A 13,417-nucleotide genomic window follows, 5' to 3' on the forward strand; every position below is an offset into this window, starting at 1 on the left:
TGTCGGCATGCTGGTTAGAGCACGCCGAGGCATTGCCTCGGCGACTGCATCTCGGCGTGCAGGTGCCTCCGGATCAAACTTCACCCGCACCGAGTCACTCGCTCGCGAGTCAAGCCTCAGCGCCGCCGATAGTCCACATAGTCGAACGCGAATGCATGACGGGCATCGGCCGCGTGCCGCTCGCGCTGCACGGCTTCCCACACGGCCGGGTCGATCGTTGGAAAGTGGGTGTCGGCCTGCTCCACGATCGTGGCGACCTCGGTGACGGCCAGAGCATCCGCACGCTGCATCGTCAGGCGATACACCTCGCCGCCACCGATCACGCACAGCTCCTGCACACCGGCCGCCTCGGCCTGCGCAATCGCCTCATCGACCGAGCCCACCGCCCGCATATCCGCGAACGGCACCTTCCCGGAACGCGTCAGCACCAGATTCAATCGCCCCGGCAAGGCACGCCCCAACGACTGCGCAGTCTTGCGCCCCATCAGGATCGGCTTGCCCAAGGTCAGCACCTTGAAGCGCTTCAGATCGTCCGGCAACTTCCACGGCAGCTCGTTATCGCGGCCAATGGCGTTGTTGCGGTCGAAGGCGACGATGAGGGTGATTTTCATGCGTCCGGATATAACTCGTTATATATTTTGGCTGCGGATGCACGCGCCATCATCCCAACACCCAATGAAGCAACATAGAAGGCGACAGCAACAAGCATGGCTTTCTTAGCATGCGGCTCCAGCAATATCCTCAGATCAATAGGCTCGCCCTTGAACATGACCAGACCGAAGAAGCCGATCGGCGCCACGAGAACAATACTTGAAAGGTTAACGAACAGACTCGCCTGCATTGCCATCAGCGAGTCAGCCAGTTTTTCTCGTGCTTTGATCGAATTCTTAGCCATGACACGTCCTCTTTAAAGTGAAGATCAGCGTGCCATGCCTCCGTCTCAATAATCGAGATTGGCTAATCAGACCGCCACCGGTGCCTTGATTGCCGGATGCGGGTCGTAACCCTCGATGGCGATGTCCTCGAAGCCGAACGCGAACAGGTCGGTCACCTCCGGATTCAAGCGCAAGCGCGGCAGCGCGCGGGGTGTGCGGGTCAGCTGCTCGCGTGCCTGATCGAAGTGATTCGAATACAGATGCGCATCGCCCAAGGTGTGCACGAAATCGCCCACGCCCAGGCCGGTGGCCTGCGCCACCATATGCGTCAGCAATGCATAACTGGCGATATTGAACGGCACGCCCAGAAAGATGTCGCCGCTGCGCTGATAGAGCTGGCAGCTGAGCTTGCCGTTCACCACATAGAACTGGAACAGGCTGTGGCACGGCATCAGCGCCATCTGCGGCAGCTCGCCCACGTTCCAGGCGCTGATCACCAGCCGGCGCGAATCCGGGTTGCGCTTGATCTCGTCCACCAGCCATTGCATCTGGTCGATGTCCACGCCATCCGGGCCGGTCCAGCGCCGCCACTGCTTGCCATAGACCGGGCCAAGATTGCCATCGGCATCGGCCCACTCGTCCCAGATGCGGACCTGGTTGTCCTTGAGATAGCCGATGTTGGTGTCGCCCTGCACAAACCACAGCAGCTCGTGGATGATCGAGCGCAGATGCAGCTTCTTGGTGGTAACCAGCGGAAAGCCGTCATTGAGGTCGAAGCGCATCTGCCAGCCGAACACGCTGCGCGTGCCGGTGCCGGTGCGATCGGACTTCTCAGCGCCGTGCTCCAGCACATGCTGCAGCAGGTCCAGATACGGCTTCACTTGGCCGCTCCCGCCACGGCGTTGTCCACCACAACCGGCTGCAACACCGGCGCGCGGCGCGACATCGCCAATAACACCAGCCCGCCGATGATCAACGGCAGGCTCAGAATCTGCCCCATCGTCAGCCAGTTGAAAGCCAGGTAGCCGATCGGCGCATCCGGCACGCGCACAAATTCCACGATGAAACGGAACACGCCATACAACAGCGCAAACATCCCCGACACCGCATAACGCGCGCGCGGCTTCAGCGAGAACGCCCACAACACCACGAACAGCACCACGCCTTCGAGCGCGGCTTCATACAGCTGCGAGGGATGGCGTGCGAACTGATTCAACGCACCGGTGGCGTACTGCGCCTGGAGTTGTGCCGGCAACTGGCCGGCCAGCTCCGGCGCAAGCGGGAAGATCACGCCCCAGCCGGCCTGGGTGAACTTGCCCCACAACTCGCCGCCGACGAAGTTGCCGAGCCTCCCGAAGCCCAGACCCAACGGCACCAGCGGCGCCACGAAATCCATCACGTCGAAGAAGTGCAGACGATGCTTGCGCGCCCACAGCCCGCAGGCGATCAACACCCCCAGCAGGCCGCCGTGGAAGCTCATGCCGCCTTGCCACACCTTGAACAGCATCAGCGGGTTGGCCAGCCAACTGTCGAATGCATAGAAGAGCATGTAGCCGATGCGCCCGCCCAGCACCACACCGAGCATGCCGTAGAACAACAGGTCGGAAAATCCGTCCATGTCCACCCCCGGCAGGCGGCCGCGCAGGATGCGCGAGCGGCCCAGCGCCCAGGCAGAGAAGAACGCGGCCAGATACATCAACCCGTACCAGTGCACCTGCACCGGGCCAAGCGAGAAAGCGATTGGGTCGATGGCGTGCAGATAGATCATGCGGACCGCGGATCACGAAAAAGCGAGGCGGCTATTCTGCCACTTCGCACGCGCTCAGCCTAAGAGCTGGGGACGATCGGGCAGCTCGTCTTCATGCTGCGCGTTCGCAGCGGCCGGGAAATGCTCGGTCAACAGCTCGGTCACCGCCTCGATCCCGGCCAGCACCGCCGCCTCATGCTCGCCATCGCGCAGAAATTCCTGCATGCGTCGGCAGACCTCCGCCCAGCGCGCATCCGGCACCTGGCGGCGCAGGCCGCGGTCGGCGACCACTTCGATGGCGTGGTCGGCCAGCAGCAGATAGATCAGCACCCCGTTATTGGCATCGGTGTCCCAGGTGCGCAATTGCGCGAAGGCCTGTTCGGCACGCTGGCGCGCGGTGTGCCCACGCCATAGCGCGTCCAGCGCAAGGTCGGCTTCCACCGCCACCATGATCTGGCCGGTATGGGTCCGCTCGCTGGTGGCCACTGCTGCCGCAATTACGTCCATGCAGCTGGCCGGGAAACTGCGCTGCGCCGAGGGCGCGAAGAGATGCCTGAGCATGCGCATTACCAGCTCCCCGAGGCGCCACCGCCTCCCGATGATCCGCCACCACCCCCCCAGCCACCGCCGAAACCGCCACGGCCACCGCCCCCAAATCCACCAAACCCGCCGCCGCCCCAACCACCGCCACCGACAAAGCGCCCCGGTGAACCGGATGCCAGACCCGCCAGCAATCCGATGACTGCCGCGCCCACGCTGGCAAACAACAATGAAGTGAACAGCAACGCTACGCCTCCTGCGGCAACACCGGTCAGCAACGCACGCAGCGGCCGCGGCAACGCGCCGAGAATGCCGCGCGCCACCATCGCCACAACAAAACCGATGAACAACGCCATGATCCAGCCGCCGCCACCGCCTGCGCCGTGGTTGCCCAAGCCGCCATCGGCATGCCCGCTGACCGGCGCCGGCAAGGCCTCGCCTTCGATCAGACCGGCCAACGTCGCGGTCGCAGCGCTGATGCCGCCCGCGTAGTCGCCCTCACGCAAGCGCGGTGCCAGATACTCCTGGATGATGCGGTTGGCCGTGATGTCGGGGATCGCGCCTTCCAGGCCGTAACCGGGCTGGATGCGCACGCGCCGGTCGTCCTTGGCCACCAGCAGCAGCACACCGTCGTCCACGCCCTTGCGGCCGATCTTCCACTGGTCGAACACGCGCTGGGTGTATTGCTCGATCGCCTCCGGCTGCGTGGTCGGCACGATCAGGATCTGCAACTGCGCGCCCTTGCGCTGCTGCAAGGCGAGTGCCTGCTGCTCGAGTTGCTGGATCTGGGCGGCATCCAGTGTCCCGGTAACATCGACCACCGGCGAGCGCAGCGGCGGAATGGCTGCAACATCCTGTGCCAAGAGCGAAGCCGGCAGCAGGAGGAGCGCCATCATCCACAACACCCAACTGTGCGTTTGCCGCATTACCTAACTCCTACCTGATGAGCAGTGAAATTCATCCGTTTCCTTCTCCCACCGGGAGAAGGTGCCCCGCAGGGGCGGAGTTTGATACCGCGCAGATTGCCTTCACTTACTGCGCAGGCTGCGGCTGCGGTGCAGGCTGCTGCGGCGCCTGCTGATTGCCGAAATCCACTTGCGGCGCACGCGAGATCTGCGCTTCGTTTTCCACGCTGAAATTCGGCTTGGGCTGATACCCGAAGATCTTGGCGGTGATCACCTGCGGGAACGAACGGATATAGGTGTTGTACTCCTGCACCGTCTGGATATAACGACCGCGCGCCACCGTGATGCGGTTTTCGGTACCTTCCAGTTGTACCTGCAGATCGCGGAATGACTGGTCGGATTTCAGCTGCGGATAATTTTCGCTGACCACCAGCAAGCGCGACAGCGCGCTGCCGAGTTCGCCCTGCGCTTGCTGGAAATTTTTCAGCGATGCTTCGTCGTCTGCATTGACCTGAATCTGCCCGACACGAGAGCGCGCATTGGTCACCTCGGTCAGCACCTGGCGTTCCTGCTGGGCGTAGCCCTGCACGGTGCGCACCAGATTGGGAATCAGATCGGCGCGGCGCTGATATTGATTCAGCACTTCCGACCAACCTGCCTTGACCCCTTCTTCCTTCTGCTGGATCGCGTTGTAGCCGCAACCGGACAGCGAGACGGTCAGCAGCAGCAACACCAGAGCACGAATCAGGGCAGGCATGCAGACGACTCCATTGATAGAGAGCGGCAGCATGCCATGTGGCAAGTCAAATCGGCATGCACATGTGCCCGCCTGCCAGGTTATTCCGCTACGCGCGATCGAGGCTGACAATGGCTAGAAGGCGTCACTGCGCGCTATGCGGCGGCCGGACTCTTCCGCTGGCGCATTCTAGGACCTCGCATCGCCACGAACGTCTTCACGCTTTCGCTGAGCAATCGCCTATAAAAAGGGCCTGACCGCTAAGCGTGCGCACAACGACAGCGCTCAGAACACCCGCGGCAGCAGAATCAGCCCCCAGCACAGCACCACATTGATCAGCAGCAAAAACACCGCCGCCGACCCCATATCTTTGGCGCGACCAGCCAGAACGTGGTGTTCCGGGCCGTAGCGTTCGATCACTGCCTCGATCGCCGAATTCAATAATTCGGCTGCCAGCACGATCAGCAACGGCGCAATCAACGCGATGCGTTCCAGACCGGACTGACCGAGCCACAGCCCCAGCGGCGCCAGCACCACCGCCAGGCACACCTCGAGCCGAAAAGAGGATTCATGCAGCCATGCCGCACGCAATCCCTGCCACGACCAGATCGCCGCCTTGAGCATGCGGCGCGGGCCGCGCGGCACGTGCCCCAGTTGATCGGCCATGCGTCAGCGCTTCCGGCCGCAAGGGCATGTCAGGGGGAGGATCGAACGCATGGTGTGGTCGCAGCTCAGGAAAACGCGAATTTTGCACCGTGCCGCCGCGCGCCGCCAGGACGTGCCCACTCGTCCGAACAGGTGGCGTTGGGTCTGCAAGGCGGTCAGATGTGCCGCATGGCGCACTCTCTGCCGCATGGTCGGGTCAGGCCCGGCGACGCGATCTGCGAGCAAAGCGGTGCCGCTCGCTGGAAGCAAACAGGGTTTGCCCTCAGCTTCCAGTGTGCCGCACCATGATGCCTCGCTTCACTGTTGCAGGTTCTTTGGCATGAGCAAATATCCCTTGCGCACACTGCTGTGCACCCTTGCGTTGTTGTCCGGCCACGTCCACGCCGCCTCCCCCCACACCGCGCCGCAAGTACCGGCACAGGTATCCAATGCTGCATGGGAAAACGACATGCAGCGCTTCGCCGACAGCGACGCGCAGCAGCCTCCTCCCAAGCACGGCATCGTGTTCGTGGGTATTTCGTCGATCCGCCTCTGGGACACCTTGGCGCAAGATTTTCCCGGCAAGCCGGTGATCAATCGCGGCTTCGGCGGCTCGGAAGTGCGCGACAGCACCTGGTATGCGGACCGCATCGTGATCCCATACGCGCCGCGCCAGGTCGTGCTGTATGCCGGCGACAACGATCTCAACAGCGGCCGTACGCCGGAGCAGGTGCGCGACGATGTGCTTGCGTTCGTAACGCGCATTCGCCGCGATCTGCCGAGGGCGCGCATCAGCTATCTATCGATCAAGCCCAGCCCGTCCCGCGCGCATTTGCTGCCGGCAATTACCACTGCCAATCGCCTGATAAAAGACGCACTCGCACCGCTGCCGCGCGTGCACTACGTGGACGTCTACACGCCAATGCTGGATGCCAGCGGCAAGCCGCGCGCCGAGCTGTTTCGCGAGGACATGCTGCACATGACCGACGGCGGTTACGCGATCTGGCGCAAGGCCGTTGCGCCGGTGTTGGAGCAGAACTAAGACCGGGCCGATCGATCAGCAGAACACGCCCTCAAGCCACCACCGCCACCGACGTACCCACATCAGCTTCGCTGTGCAATTCGATTTGCCAGCCGAAGCGGTCGCAGAGCCGGCGTACGATCGACAGGCCCAGGCCGGTTCCTTGCGGGCGTGTGGGGTCGGCGCGGAAGAACGGTTCGAACGCGCGCGCGCGCGCATCTTCGCTCATGCCGATGCCGGTATCGCGCACGATGATGCGGTCCTGAGTCACCTCGACTTCGATACTGCCGGTGTCGGTGTAGGCGCAGGCATTGCGTAGCAAATTGCTAAGGACCACGCGCATGACGCGTGGCGGGGCGAACATCTGCAGGCTGCGGTCGCCGACCATCTGCAGCGACACCGGCTTGTCGCCTAGTAGTTCGCGTGCGCTCTCGACCTCTTCGCCGGCCAGTTCGGCGGCATCGAAGGTTTCGCTTTGCGGGTCGATCTCCGCTTCGCGCGCCAGGATCAGGAACGCATCGATCACCGCTTCCATATCGCGGCCGGCGCGCTGGATACGGCGCAGGCTACGTTGCGTGCGCGGCGACAATTCGTTGTCGGCCAAGGCCATGTCGCTGGCCACGCGGATCACCGTCAGTGGCGTGCGCAGCTCATGACTGGCATCGCGGGTGAAGTTGCGTTCGCGTGCGACATGGTCGCTGACCCGCTGCGCAAGCGCATGCAAGGCCGCAGCCAGTTGCCGCGTGTCGCCTTGCAATTCTGCGGGCAATCGCTCTGGTGCCAATTCGTCCACATCGGGATTGCGCGGGTCCCACTGCGAGACACGCCGCGCGAGCCAGCTGATCGGCGACACCAGGCGATTGGCAACGCGATAGGTAAACCAGAACACGCCGTAGATCGCCAGCAATACCACGATCACCGGCACCACGCCGAACCACAACGTCAAATGGGCTGCACGCGAGCGCGAAAACACCAGATACAGGCGTCCTTCCGGACGTTGGTCGACATACACCAGCGCGTCGGCAGCGGCCACTTCGCTGAAGCCCTGCGGCAACCGTTGCAACACAGGCGGTGCGCTGTCACCGACCTTGCCGGTAGGCGAGAAATAGCCCTGGATATTGCGTGTATTCGGCGGTGGGTGGTTCGGCGCACTGTTGTGCAAGCGCCAGAAATGCACCGCCTCGTCGGCAAGCACAGTGCGCACCAGGCTGTACTTGATCACGAAGGAGATCAGATAGCCGCCAAGGACGATCGCCAGACTCGCCAGTGCGACCTGCAACAAAAAGGCGAGACGTATTTTTCGTGGGAGCCCGTGCGGCATTGCGGCATCCAGGAGAGAGCGCCTGATTATAGGCAACGCTTCCGTGAGCCCGTCGTGCAGCCAGCCGGAAGCACGCGGAAGCGAGCGGCGCGTGAGCGCCTACAGGAAAAGCCGGCCGCCAGACGGCGACCGGCCAGTGACATCAGGCCATCGGTTGGGCGATGTCGGCGATGCGATAGCCGGCACTCTGCACGGTGTGCAGCAGCGGGCGATCGAACGGCTTGTCGATGATCTTGCGCAAGTTGTATAGATGGCTACGCAGGGTGTCCGAATCCGGCAACCCATTGCCCCAAATCTCGCGCTCGATTTCCTGGCGGGTGACCACACGGGGCGACTCGCGCATCAGGATGGTGAGCAGACGCAGGCCGATCGGCGAGAGCTGCAGCTCGGTGCCGGCACGGGTGGCGCGCATGCTGACCGGATCGAGCACCAGGTCGGCGACCTTGAGCACTTCCGACCCCACCTGGCGACGCTCGCGACGGATCAGCGCACGCAGGCGTGCTTCCAGTTCCTGAATCGCGAACGGCTTGGTCAGGTAATCGTCGGCGCCGAAACCCAGGCCGGTGAGCTTGTCGTCCAGCGTATCGCGGGCAGTCAACATCAGCACCGGGGTGGACTTGCGTGCGTCGTTACGCAGGCGGCGGCACACTTCGATGCCGTCCAGGCGCGGCAGCATGAGATCCAGCACAACCACGTCGTAGCTGTTCTCGGCGGCAAGACGGTAACCGTCGAGTCCGTCTTGCGCGTAGTCGACCTCGAAGCCACGGCCCTCCAGGTACTCGCCGATCATCTCGGAGATATTGCGATTGTCTTCGACGACCAGCACGAGGCCGGACGTTTCCTTGGTCTGACGCATAGACTTTCCTCGGTCTTCAGCTTTGTGAAACATGCCGGATCGATGGTGGAAAGGGTGTGAAGAACAAATAACGTTTTGTCAGAGTCAGCGCTTAGCGACCGAGCAGCGAACGCAGCGTCGGCCACACCGTTTCCAGCACCTGGGGCTGGGCCGCGGCGGTGGGGTGCAAACCATCGGCCTGCATCAGCCCCGGCTGCCGGGCGACTTTTCCCAGGAAGAACGGCACCAGCGCAGTCTTGTAATGCCTGGACAGGTCGGTATAGGTCGCCTTCAACCGCTCGCGATAGACCGGGCCGTAATTCGGCGGCACATCGATGCCCAGCAGCAGGACCTTTGCGCCAGCTTGCTGGCTGAGCTGGATCATCTTTTCCAGATTGCCCTTGAGCTGGGCCGGGGTGAGGCCGCGCAGCGCATCATTGCCGCCGAGTTCGATCACAACGACGCCGGGGCGGTGCTTTTGCAGCAAACCAGGTAGCCGCGTCAACGCACCAGACGTGGTTTCTCCGCTGATGCTGGCATTGACGACCGCCGGTGGCGTCGCCATGTCACGCTGCAGGCGTTGGCCCAACAAAGTGACCCAGCCGGACTGCACCGGGATGTTGTGCGCAGCGCTCAAGCTGTCGCCGACCACCAGGATCGGTGCGGTGGTAGCCGGACGTTTGGCAGAGGCAATTCCCGGCGCAAGCAGGGAAAGTGTCAGCAACCACAGGGCCAGCGCGCCATATCGCAGTGTTCTTTCACGCATTCGGAGATTCCTCATCGACAGTCTGGCAGCCCGCTCTGGCACCCGCACCGCCATCCACGTCCGCGAGGTCGGCAAGTCCGTCAGTGGACCGGAGGGAACGCTGCACATCCTCGACAACGTCAGCTTGACGGTCAGTGAAGGCGACAGTATCGCCATCGTCGGCGCGTCCGGTTCGGGTAAGACCACCCTGCTGGGCCTGCTTGCCGGGCTGGATCTGCCCAGCCGTGGCAGCATCGCGCTGTCCGGCCAGGATCTGGGCCAGCTCGACGAGGAGGCACGCGCGGCCTTGCGCGCACGCGAAGTCGGCTTCGTGTTCCAAAGTTTCCATCTGCTGCCGGCGCTCACCGCCGAAGAAAACATCGCGTTGCCGCTGGAACTGGCCGGGCGCGAAGATCCGGAGCGGGTGCGCGAGGTGCTGGAGGCGGTCGGCCTGAGCGCGCGTGCGCGCCACTACCCGCGCCAGCTGTCCGGCGGCGAGCAGCAACGCGTAGCCCTGGCACGCGCATTCGTGGCCAGGCCGCGCATCCTGTTCGCCGACGAGCCCACGGGCAGCCTCGATCAGAACACCGGTGCGCAAATCAGCGATCTGTTGTTCGCGCTCAACGCCAACAGCGACACCACCTTGGTGCTGGTCACCCACGACATGACACTGGCGCAGCGCTGCAACCACATCTACCGCATCGACAGCGGCCGCCTGCACGCACAGACCGGTCCAGCCGCATGAACGTGCTGCGACAAGCCGCGCGCGCGGTACGCCGCGAGTTTCTGGCCGGCGATCTACTGACCGTGTTCGCCGCGCTGGTGCTGGGCGTGGCGGTGATGACCGCGGTGGGCACGCTGGTCGATCGGGTGACCCTGGCGCTGACCTCCAGCGCGGCCGAAGTGCTCGGTGGCGATCTGGGCGTGACCGGCCGGCAGGAGATTCCAACCGACTTCGTCGAGGAAGCGCAGCGGCGTGGCCTGCAGGGCACGCGCATGGTCAGCTTCCCCAGCGTGCTGTTTCATGGCGATGCCAGCCAGATGGCGAACATCCGCGGCGTTGGTGCCGGCTACCCGCTGCGTGGTCAGTTGCTGGTCTCCAGAGGCAGTACGGACCCCGAAGGCAAGCCCGGCAGCGCACCGCCGCCGGGTCAGGCCTATGCCGACCCGCGCCTGCTGGAAGCGCTGGGCCTGCGGGTGGGCGATCAGCTGGAATTCGGCGCCGGCCATCTCACCATCACCGGCGTGCTGCGTGCCGAGCCGGATGCCTCTGGTGAACTGATGCAGCTGTCGCCGCCGTTATTGGTCAATCGCGCCGATATCGACGGCGCCGGACTGCTTGGCCCAGGCAGTCGCGCCTCGTATCGGCTGATGTTTTCCGGTGCGCCGGAGGCCATCGCCGACTTACGCGCCTGGTTGAAACCACGCGCCAGCGAATACCGCCTGGTCGGCATCGAAGACACCCAGCGCGGCATGCGCGCGGCGTTCGATCGCGCCGGCCGTTTCCTGGCCTTGTCGGGGTTGCTGGCAGTGCTGTTGTCCGGCGTGGCGACTGCGTTGGCAGCGAATCGGTTTGCGATGCGCCGCATCGACACGGTGGCGGTGTTGCGCTGCCTGGGCGCACGCCAGCGCGACATCCTGGCGATGCTGTCGCTGCAATTGTTGCTGACCGCGATCCCGGCCTGCCTGATCGGTATCGGGCTTGGCATGCTGGCGCAGGAAGGCCTGGTGCAGGCGCTGGGAAGTTTGATTCCGAACAGGTTGCCGTTGCCGCAGGCCACCCCTGCCCTGGCGGGTGCAGGCATCGGGTTGGTGCTGTTGCTGGGCTTCGGCCTGCCGCCGCTGCTGCGGCTGCGCAACGTGCCGCCGATGCGCGTGCTCAACCGCAGCTTTGCCGTGGTGCCGCCGAGCTCATTGCTGGTCTATGCCGCTGCATTGGCGGCCACGCTGGCGCTGACCGTCTATGCCACCGGCAATCTGGTGCTCGCCGGTTGGGTGCTGGGCGGCCTGGCCGCATTGGCGCTGGTGGCGATGGCCCTGGGGCTCGGGCTGCTTACGCTGTTGCGGCCGATCCAGCATCGCCTGCGTGGCGCCTGGAAGCTGGGCCTGGCCTCGCTGACACGTCGACGTGGGCTGAGCGTGGTGCAGTTGGTCGGCCTGTCGTTGTCGCTATGCGCGCTGTTGCTGCTGGCGGTGGTCGGCCCTGGGCTGCTGGGGCAATGGCGCGAGCGCCTGCCGGTGGATACGCCCAACTATTTCCTGATGAATATCCAGCCAGAACAGACCGAGCCGGTGCTACAGACGCTGCGCGGGTTGGGCGTCAACGATGCGGCAGTGGAGCCGTTTTCGACCGGGCGCCTGGTGGCGATCAACGACAAGCCACCGCTGCGCGGCGACCGCGATCCGGCCGACGATGGCGACGGCGACAACCGCCCGGTCAATTTCTCCTGGCGGCATGCATTCCCCCCGGCCAACACCTTGCTGCAGGGCAAGTTCTGGGCCACCGACAGCACTGCGCCCGAAGCCTCGGTGGAGGAAGGCTGGGCGCAGCGTTATCAGCTCAAACTCGGCGATCGCATCACCTTGTTGCTGGGCGAACAGCAGCGCAGCTTCACCGTGACCAGCATCCGCAAGGCCGATTGGGATTCGTTCCGGGTCAACTTCTTCCTGCTGCTCAATCAGGGATCGGTCGGCGATGCGCCGTACAACCTGATTTCCAGCTTCCACCTGCCACCGGGCAATGCGCCCAAGCTGGCGTCGTTGAGCCGCGACTATCCCAACATCTCGGTGCTGGATATCGACGCCATCCTTGGTCGCGTGCGCGAGGTGATCGACCAGGTGGCGCAGGCGGTGCAACTGGTGATGGGCTTCAGCCTGCTGGCCGGCGTGCTGGTGCTGCTGGCGGCCTTGCAGGCCACCGCAAGCGATCGGCGCTACGACAGCGCAGTGCTGCGGACGCTGGGCGCGCGACGCGGGCAGCTGCGTGGCGCGGTGCTGGTGGAATTCGGCGCGCTCGGCTTGCTGGCGGCGACGCTGGCGGTGACGGCAGCGACGGTGATCGGCGCGGTGGTTGGGCAAAAAGCATTCGAGATCGCATTGACGCCGGATTGGCCGCGTCTGCTGATCGGTGGGGCCTTCGGCCTGGGGCTGAGCTTGCTTGCGGGCTGGTCGGGTACGCGGCGCATCCTGTCAACGCCGCCGGCGCTGGCGTTGCGTACGGAGTAAGCGCTGGCGTTACGCGAATGCGCTGTTGCCAGGCGCCGCTCGCTGCGTTTGATGGTGGCTCCATGGCATCGGACAGTCGAGCCTGAAGCAGGCGGCGCAGCAACGCGCGCCCGCTTACCGGATTGCATATACCGGCAACGCATAAGCACCGTGCCAATCGTACGTTCGCAGCGTCGGCACGACTGCCTACAGTCGAGTGTCAGGTCACCGGCCAAGGCGGCCTTCGTTGCCGTCGAGGTGCCACCGTCATGGCCAGCGTCACTTCCGCCCCGCGCGCACAGACAGCGCGCACCGCTGCGTCCACCGTGCAGGCCTGCGGCGTGCGGTTCGTGCCGTTCGATGCCCCGCCGGGCGCCGAAGTCATCGGTCTGGACCTGGCGCAGCCGCTGGATGCGAATACCTTTGCGCGCATCCATCAGGCGCATCTGGACTACCGCGTACTGGTGTTCCGCGACCAACGCATCACCCCGGCGCAGCAGCTCGCTTTCAGCCGTCGCTTCGGCCCGCTGCAGATCCACGTGCTGCGTAACTTCCAGCTGCGTGGCTACCCCGAAGTGCTGGTGGTCTCCAACATCAAGGAGAACGGTGAGCCGATCGGTCTGGGCGATGCCGGGCATTATTGGCACTCGGACCTGTCGTAAAAGCAAACCCCCAGCCTTGGCTCGTTGCTGCATGCCCAGGAACTGCCAAGCGAAGGTGGCGATACCTTGTTTACCAATCAGCATCTGGCCTGGCAAACACTCCCCGACCCTGAGGTATCCCCACGTTTTTCAGCCCATGACCATCTGGTTGTAGACGTGTTCGGGCAGTGTGCGTAATCGC

At 64.2% G+C, this 13,417-nt stretch carries 14 protein-coding genes and 1 pseudogene; 4 read left to right on the forward strand and 11 right to left on the reverse strand.

Going from position 1 to position 13,417, the window contains the following annotated elements:
- Positions 1-116: 116 nt before the first annotated feature.
- From XpopCFBP1817_RS07340 to XpopCFBP1817_RS07375, 8 genes are all read right to left on the reverse strand, one after another.
- A complete protein-coding gene (locus XpopCFBP1817_RS07340; RefSeq protein WP_128416618.1) occupies positions 117-611 on the reverse strand; it encodes a dihydrofolate reductase in 495 nt (164 codons plus the stop codon).
- Complete coding sequence (locus XpopCFBP1817_RS07345) at positions 608-895, reverse strand: hypothetical protein (RefSeq protein WP_128416619.1); 288 nt, start codon at positions 893-895, stop codon at positions 608-610. The genes XpopCFBP1817_RS07340 and XpopCFBP1817_RS07345 overlap by 4 nt, the downstream gene beginning before the upstream one ends.
- Positions 896-961: 66 nt before the next feature.
- Complete coding sequence (locus tag XpopCFBP1817_RS07350) at positions 962-1,756, reverse strand: thymidylate synthase (protein WP_128416620.1); 795 nt, start codon at positions 1,754-1,756, stop codon at positions 962-964.
- Positions 1,753-2,643 carry a prolipoprotein diacylglyceryl transferase gene (gene lgt / locus XpopCFBP1817_RS07355; RefSeq protein WP_128416621.1) on the reverse strand — a complete coding sequence of 297 codons (891 nt, stop codon included), beginning with the start codon at positions 2,641-2,643 and terminating at the stop codon, positions 1,753-1,755. The genes XpopCFBP1817_RS07350 and lgt overlap by 4 nt, the downstream gene beginning before the upstream one ends.
- 54 nt (positions 2,644-2,697) lie before the next feature.
- A complete protein-coding gene (locus XpopCFBP1817_RS07360; RefSeq protein ID WP_128416622.1) occupies positions 2,698-3,189 on the reverse strand; it encodes a TPM domain-containing protein in 492 nt (163 codons plus the stop codon).
- Positions 3,189-4,088 carry a TPM domain-containing protein gene (locus XpopCFBP1817_RS07365; protein ID WP_128416623.1) on the reverse strand — a complete coding sequence of 300 codons (900 nt, stop codon included), beginning with the start codon at positions 4,086-4,088 and terminating at the stop codon, positions 3,189-3,191. Before XpopCFBP1817_RS07365 ends, XpopCFBP1817_RS07360 begins: the two co-directional genes overlap by 1 nt.
- 106 nt (positions 4,089-4,194) lie before the next feature.
- On the reverse strand, positions 4,195-4,824 hold the full coding sequence (locus XpopCFBP1817_RS07370) for a LemA family protein (RefSeq protein WP_128416624.1): 630 nt from the start codon (positions 4,822-4,824) through the stop codon (positions 4,195-4,197).
- A 264-nt stretch (positions 4,825-5,088) separates the two neighbouring features.
- Positions 5,089-5,469: a diacylglycerol kinase gene (locus XpopCFBP1817_RS07375; protein ID WP_128416625.1), complete on the reverse strand. Its 381-nt coding sequence runs from the start codon at positions 5,467-5,469 to the stop codon at positions 5,089-5,091.
- Between the two features lie 319 nt (positions 5,470-5,788).
- Here XpopCFBP1817_RS07375 and XpopCFBP1817_RS07380 point away from each other — a divergent pair, with 319 nt between their 5' ends.
- Positions 5,789-6,490: an SGNH/GDSL hydrolase family protein gene (locus XpopCFBP1817_RS07380; protein WP_128416626.1), complete on the forward strand. Its 702-nt coding sequence runs from the start codon at positions 5,789-5,791 to the stop codon at positions 6,488-6,490.
- Between the two features lie 31 nt (positions 6,491-6,521).
- Here the strand turns inward: XpopCFBP1817_RS07380 and XpopCFBP1817_RS07385 are convergent, their stop codons facing one another.
- The 3 genes from XpopCFBP1817_RS07385 to XpopCFBP1817_RS07395 form a co-directional block, all read right to left on the reverse strand.
- Positions 6,522-7,790, reverse strand: coding sequence for a sensor histidine kinase (locus tag XpopCFBP1817_RS07385; RefSeq protein WP_128416627.1), 1,269 nt, complete (start codon positions 7,788-7,790; stop codon positions 6,522-6,524).
- A gap of 142 nt (positions 7,791-7,932) precedes the next feature.
- Positions 7,933-8,646, reverse strand: a complete 714-nt coding sequence (locus tag XpopCFBP1817_RS07390; protein ID WP_002811889.1) for a response regulator transcription factor — start codon at positions 8,644-8,646, stop codon at positions 7,933-7,935.
- A 91-nt stretch (positions 8,647-8,737) separates the two neighbouring features.
- Complete coding sequence (locus tag XpopCFBP1817_RS07395) at positions 8,738-9,406, reverse strand: arylesterase (protein WP_208619570.1); 669 nt, start codon at positions 9,404-9,406, stop codon at positions 8,738-8,740.
- 91 nt (positions 9,407-9,497) lie between these two features.
- On the opposite strand from XpopCFBP1817_RS07395, the gene XpopCFBP1817_RS07400 reads away from it, so the two are divergent.
- The 3 genes and pseudogenes from XpopCFBP1817_RS07400 to XpopCFBP1817_RS07410 all read left to right on the forward strand — a co-directional run.
- Positions 9,498-10,115 carry an ABC transporter ATP-binding protein gene (locus XpopCFBP1817_RS07400; protein ID WP_279627103.1) on the forward strand — a complete coding sequence of 206 codons (618 nt, stop codon included), beginning with the start codon at positions 9,498-9,500 and terminating at the stop codon, positions 10,113-10,115.
- Entirely contained in the window at positions 10,112-12,595 is a 2,484-nt protein-coding gene (locus XpopCFBP1817_RS07405; RefSeq protein ID WP_128416630.1) for an ABC transporter permease, read from the forward strand. The genes XpopCFBP1817_RS07400 and XpopCFBP1817_RS07405 overlap by 4 nt, the downstream gene beginning before the upstream one ends.
- Positions 12,596-12,843: 248 nt before the next feature.
- Positions 12,844-13,344, forward strand: a pseudogene (locus XpopCFBP1817_RS07410) (TauD/TfdA dioxygenase family protein); the annotation flags it as partial.
- Between the last annotated feature and the right edge of the window lie 73 nt (positions 13,345-13,417).

This window comes from Xanthomonas populi (genome assembly GCF_002940065.1).
Lineage (GTDB): Bacteria > Pseudomonadota > Gammaproteobacteria > Xanthomonadales > Xanthomonadaceae > Xanthomonas > Xanthomonas populi.

What these genes read in the sequence shown, in the direction of transcription:
- XpopCFBP1817_RS07340 (WP_128416618.1), bottom strand. Translation starts at nt 611, where the DNA reads ATGAAAATCACCCTCATCGTCGCCTTCGACCGCAACAACGCCATTGGC.
- XpopCFBP1817_RS07345 (WP_128416619.1), bottom strand. Translation starts at nt 895, where the DNA reads ATGGCTAAGAATTCGATCAAAGCACGAGAAAAACTGGCTGACTCGCTG.
- lgt (WP_128416621.1), bottom strand. Translation starts at nt 2,643, where the DNA reads ATGATCTATCTGCACGCCATCGACCCAATCGCTTTCTCGCTTGGCCCG.
- XpopCFBP1817_RS07360 (WP_128416622.1), bottom strand. Translation starts at nt 3,189, where the DNA reads ATGCGCATGCTCAGGCATCTCTTCGCGCCCTCGGCGCAGCGCAGTTTC.
- XpopCFBP1817_RS07365 (WP_128416623.1), bottom strand. Translation starts at nt 4,088, where the DNA reads ATGCGGCAAACGCACAGTTGGGTGTTGTGGATGATGGCGCTCCTCCTG.
- XpopCFBP1817_RS07370 (WP_128416624.1), bottom strand. Translation starts at nt 4,824, where the DNA reads ATGCCTGCCCTGATTCGTGCTCTGGTGTTGCTGCTGCTGACCGTCTCG.
- XpopCFBP1817_RS07375 (WP_128416625.1), bottom strand. Translation starts at nt 5,469, where the DNA reads ATGGCCGATCAACTGGGGCACGTGCCGCGCGGCCCGCGCCGCATGCTC.
- XpopCFBP1817_RS07380 (WP_128416626.1), top strand. Translation starts at nt 5,789, where the DNA reads ATGAGCAAATATCCCTTGCGCACACTGCTGTGCACCCTTGCGTTGTTG.
- XpopCFBP1817_RS07385 (WP_128416627.1), bottom strand. Translation starts at nt 7,790, where the DNA reads ATGCCGCACGGGCTCCCACGAAAAATACGTCTCGCCTTTTTGTTGCAG.
- XpopCFBP1817_RS07390 (WP_002811889.1), bottom strand. Translation starts at nt 8,646, where the DNA reads ATGCGTCAGACCAAGGAAACGTCCGGCCTCGTGCTGGTCGTCGAAGAC.
- XpopCFBP1817_RS07395 (WP_208619570.1), bottom strand. Translation starts at nt 9,406, where the DNA reads ATGAGGAATCTCCGAATGCGTGAAAGAACACTGCGATATGGCGCGCTG.
- XpopCFBP1817_RS07405 (WP_128416630.1), top strand. Translation starts at nt 10,112, where the DNA reads ATGAACGTGCTGCGACAAGCCGCGCGCGCGGTACGCCGCGAGTTTCTG.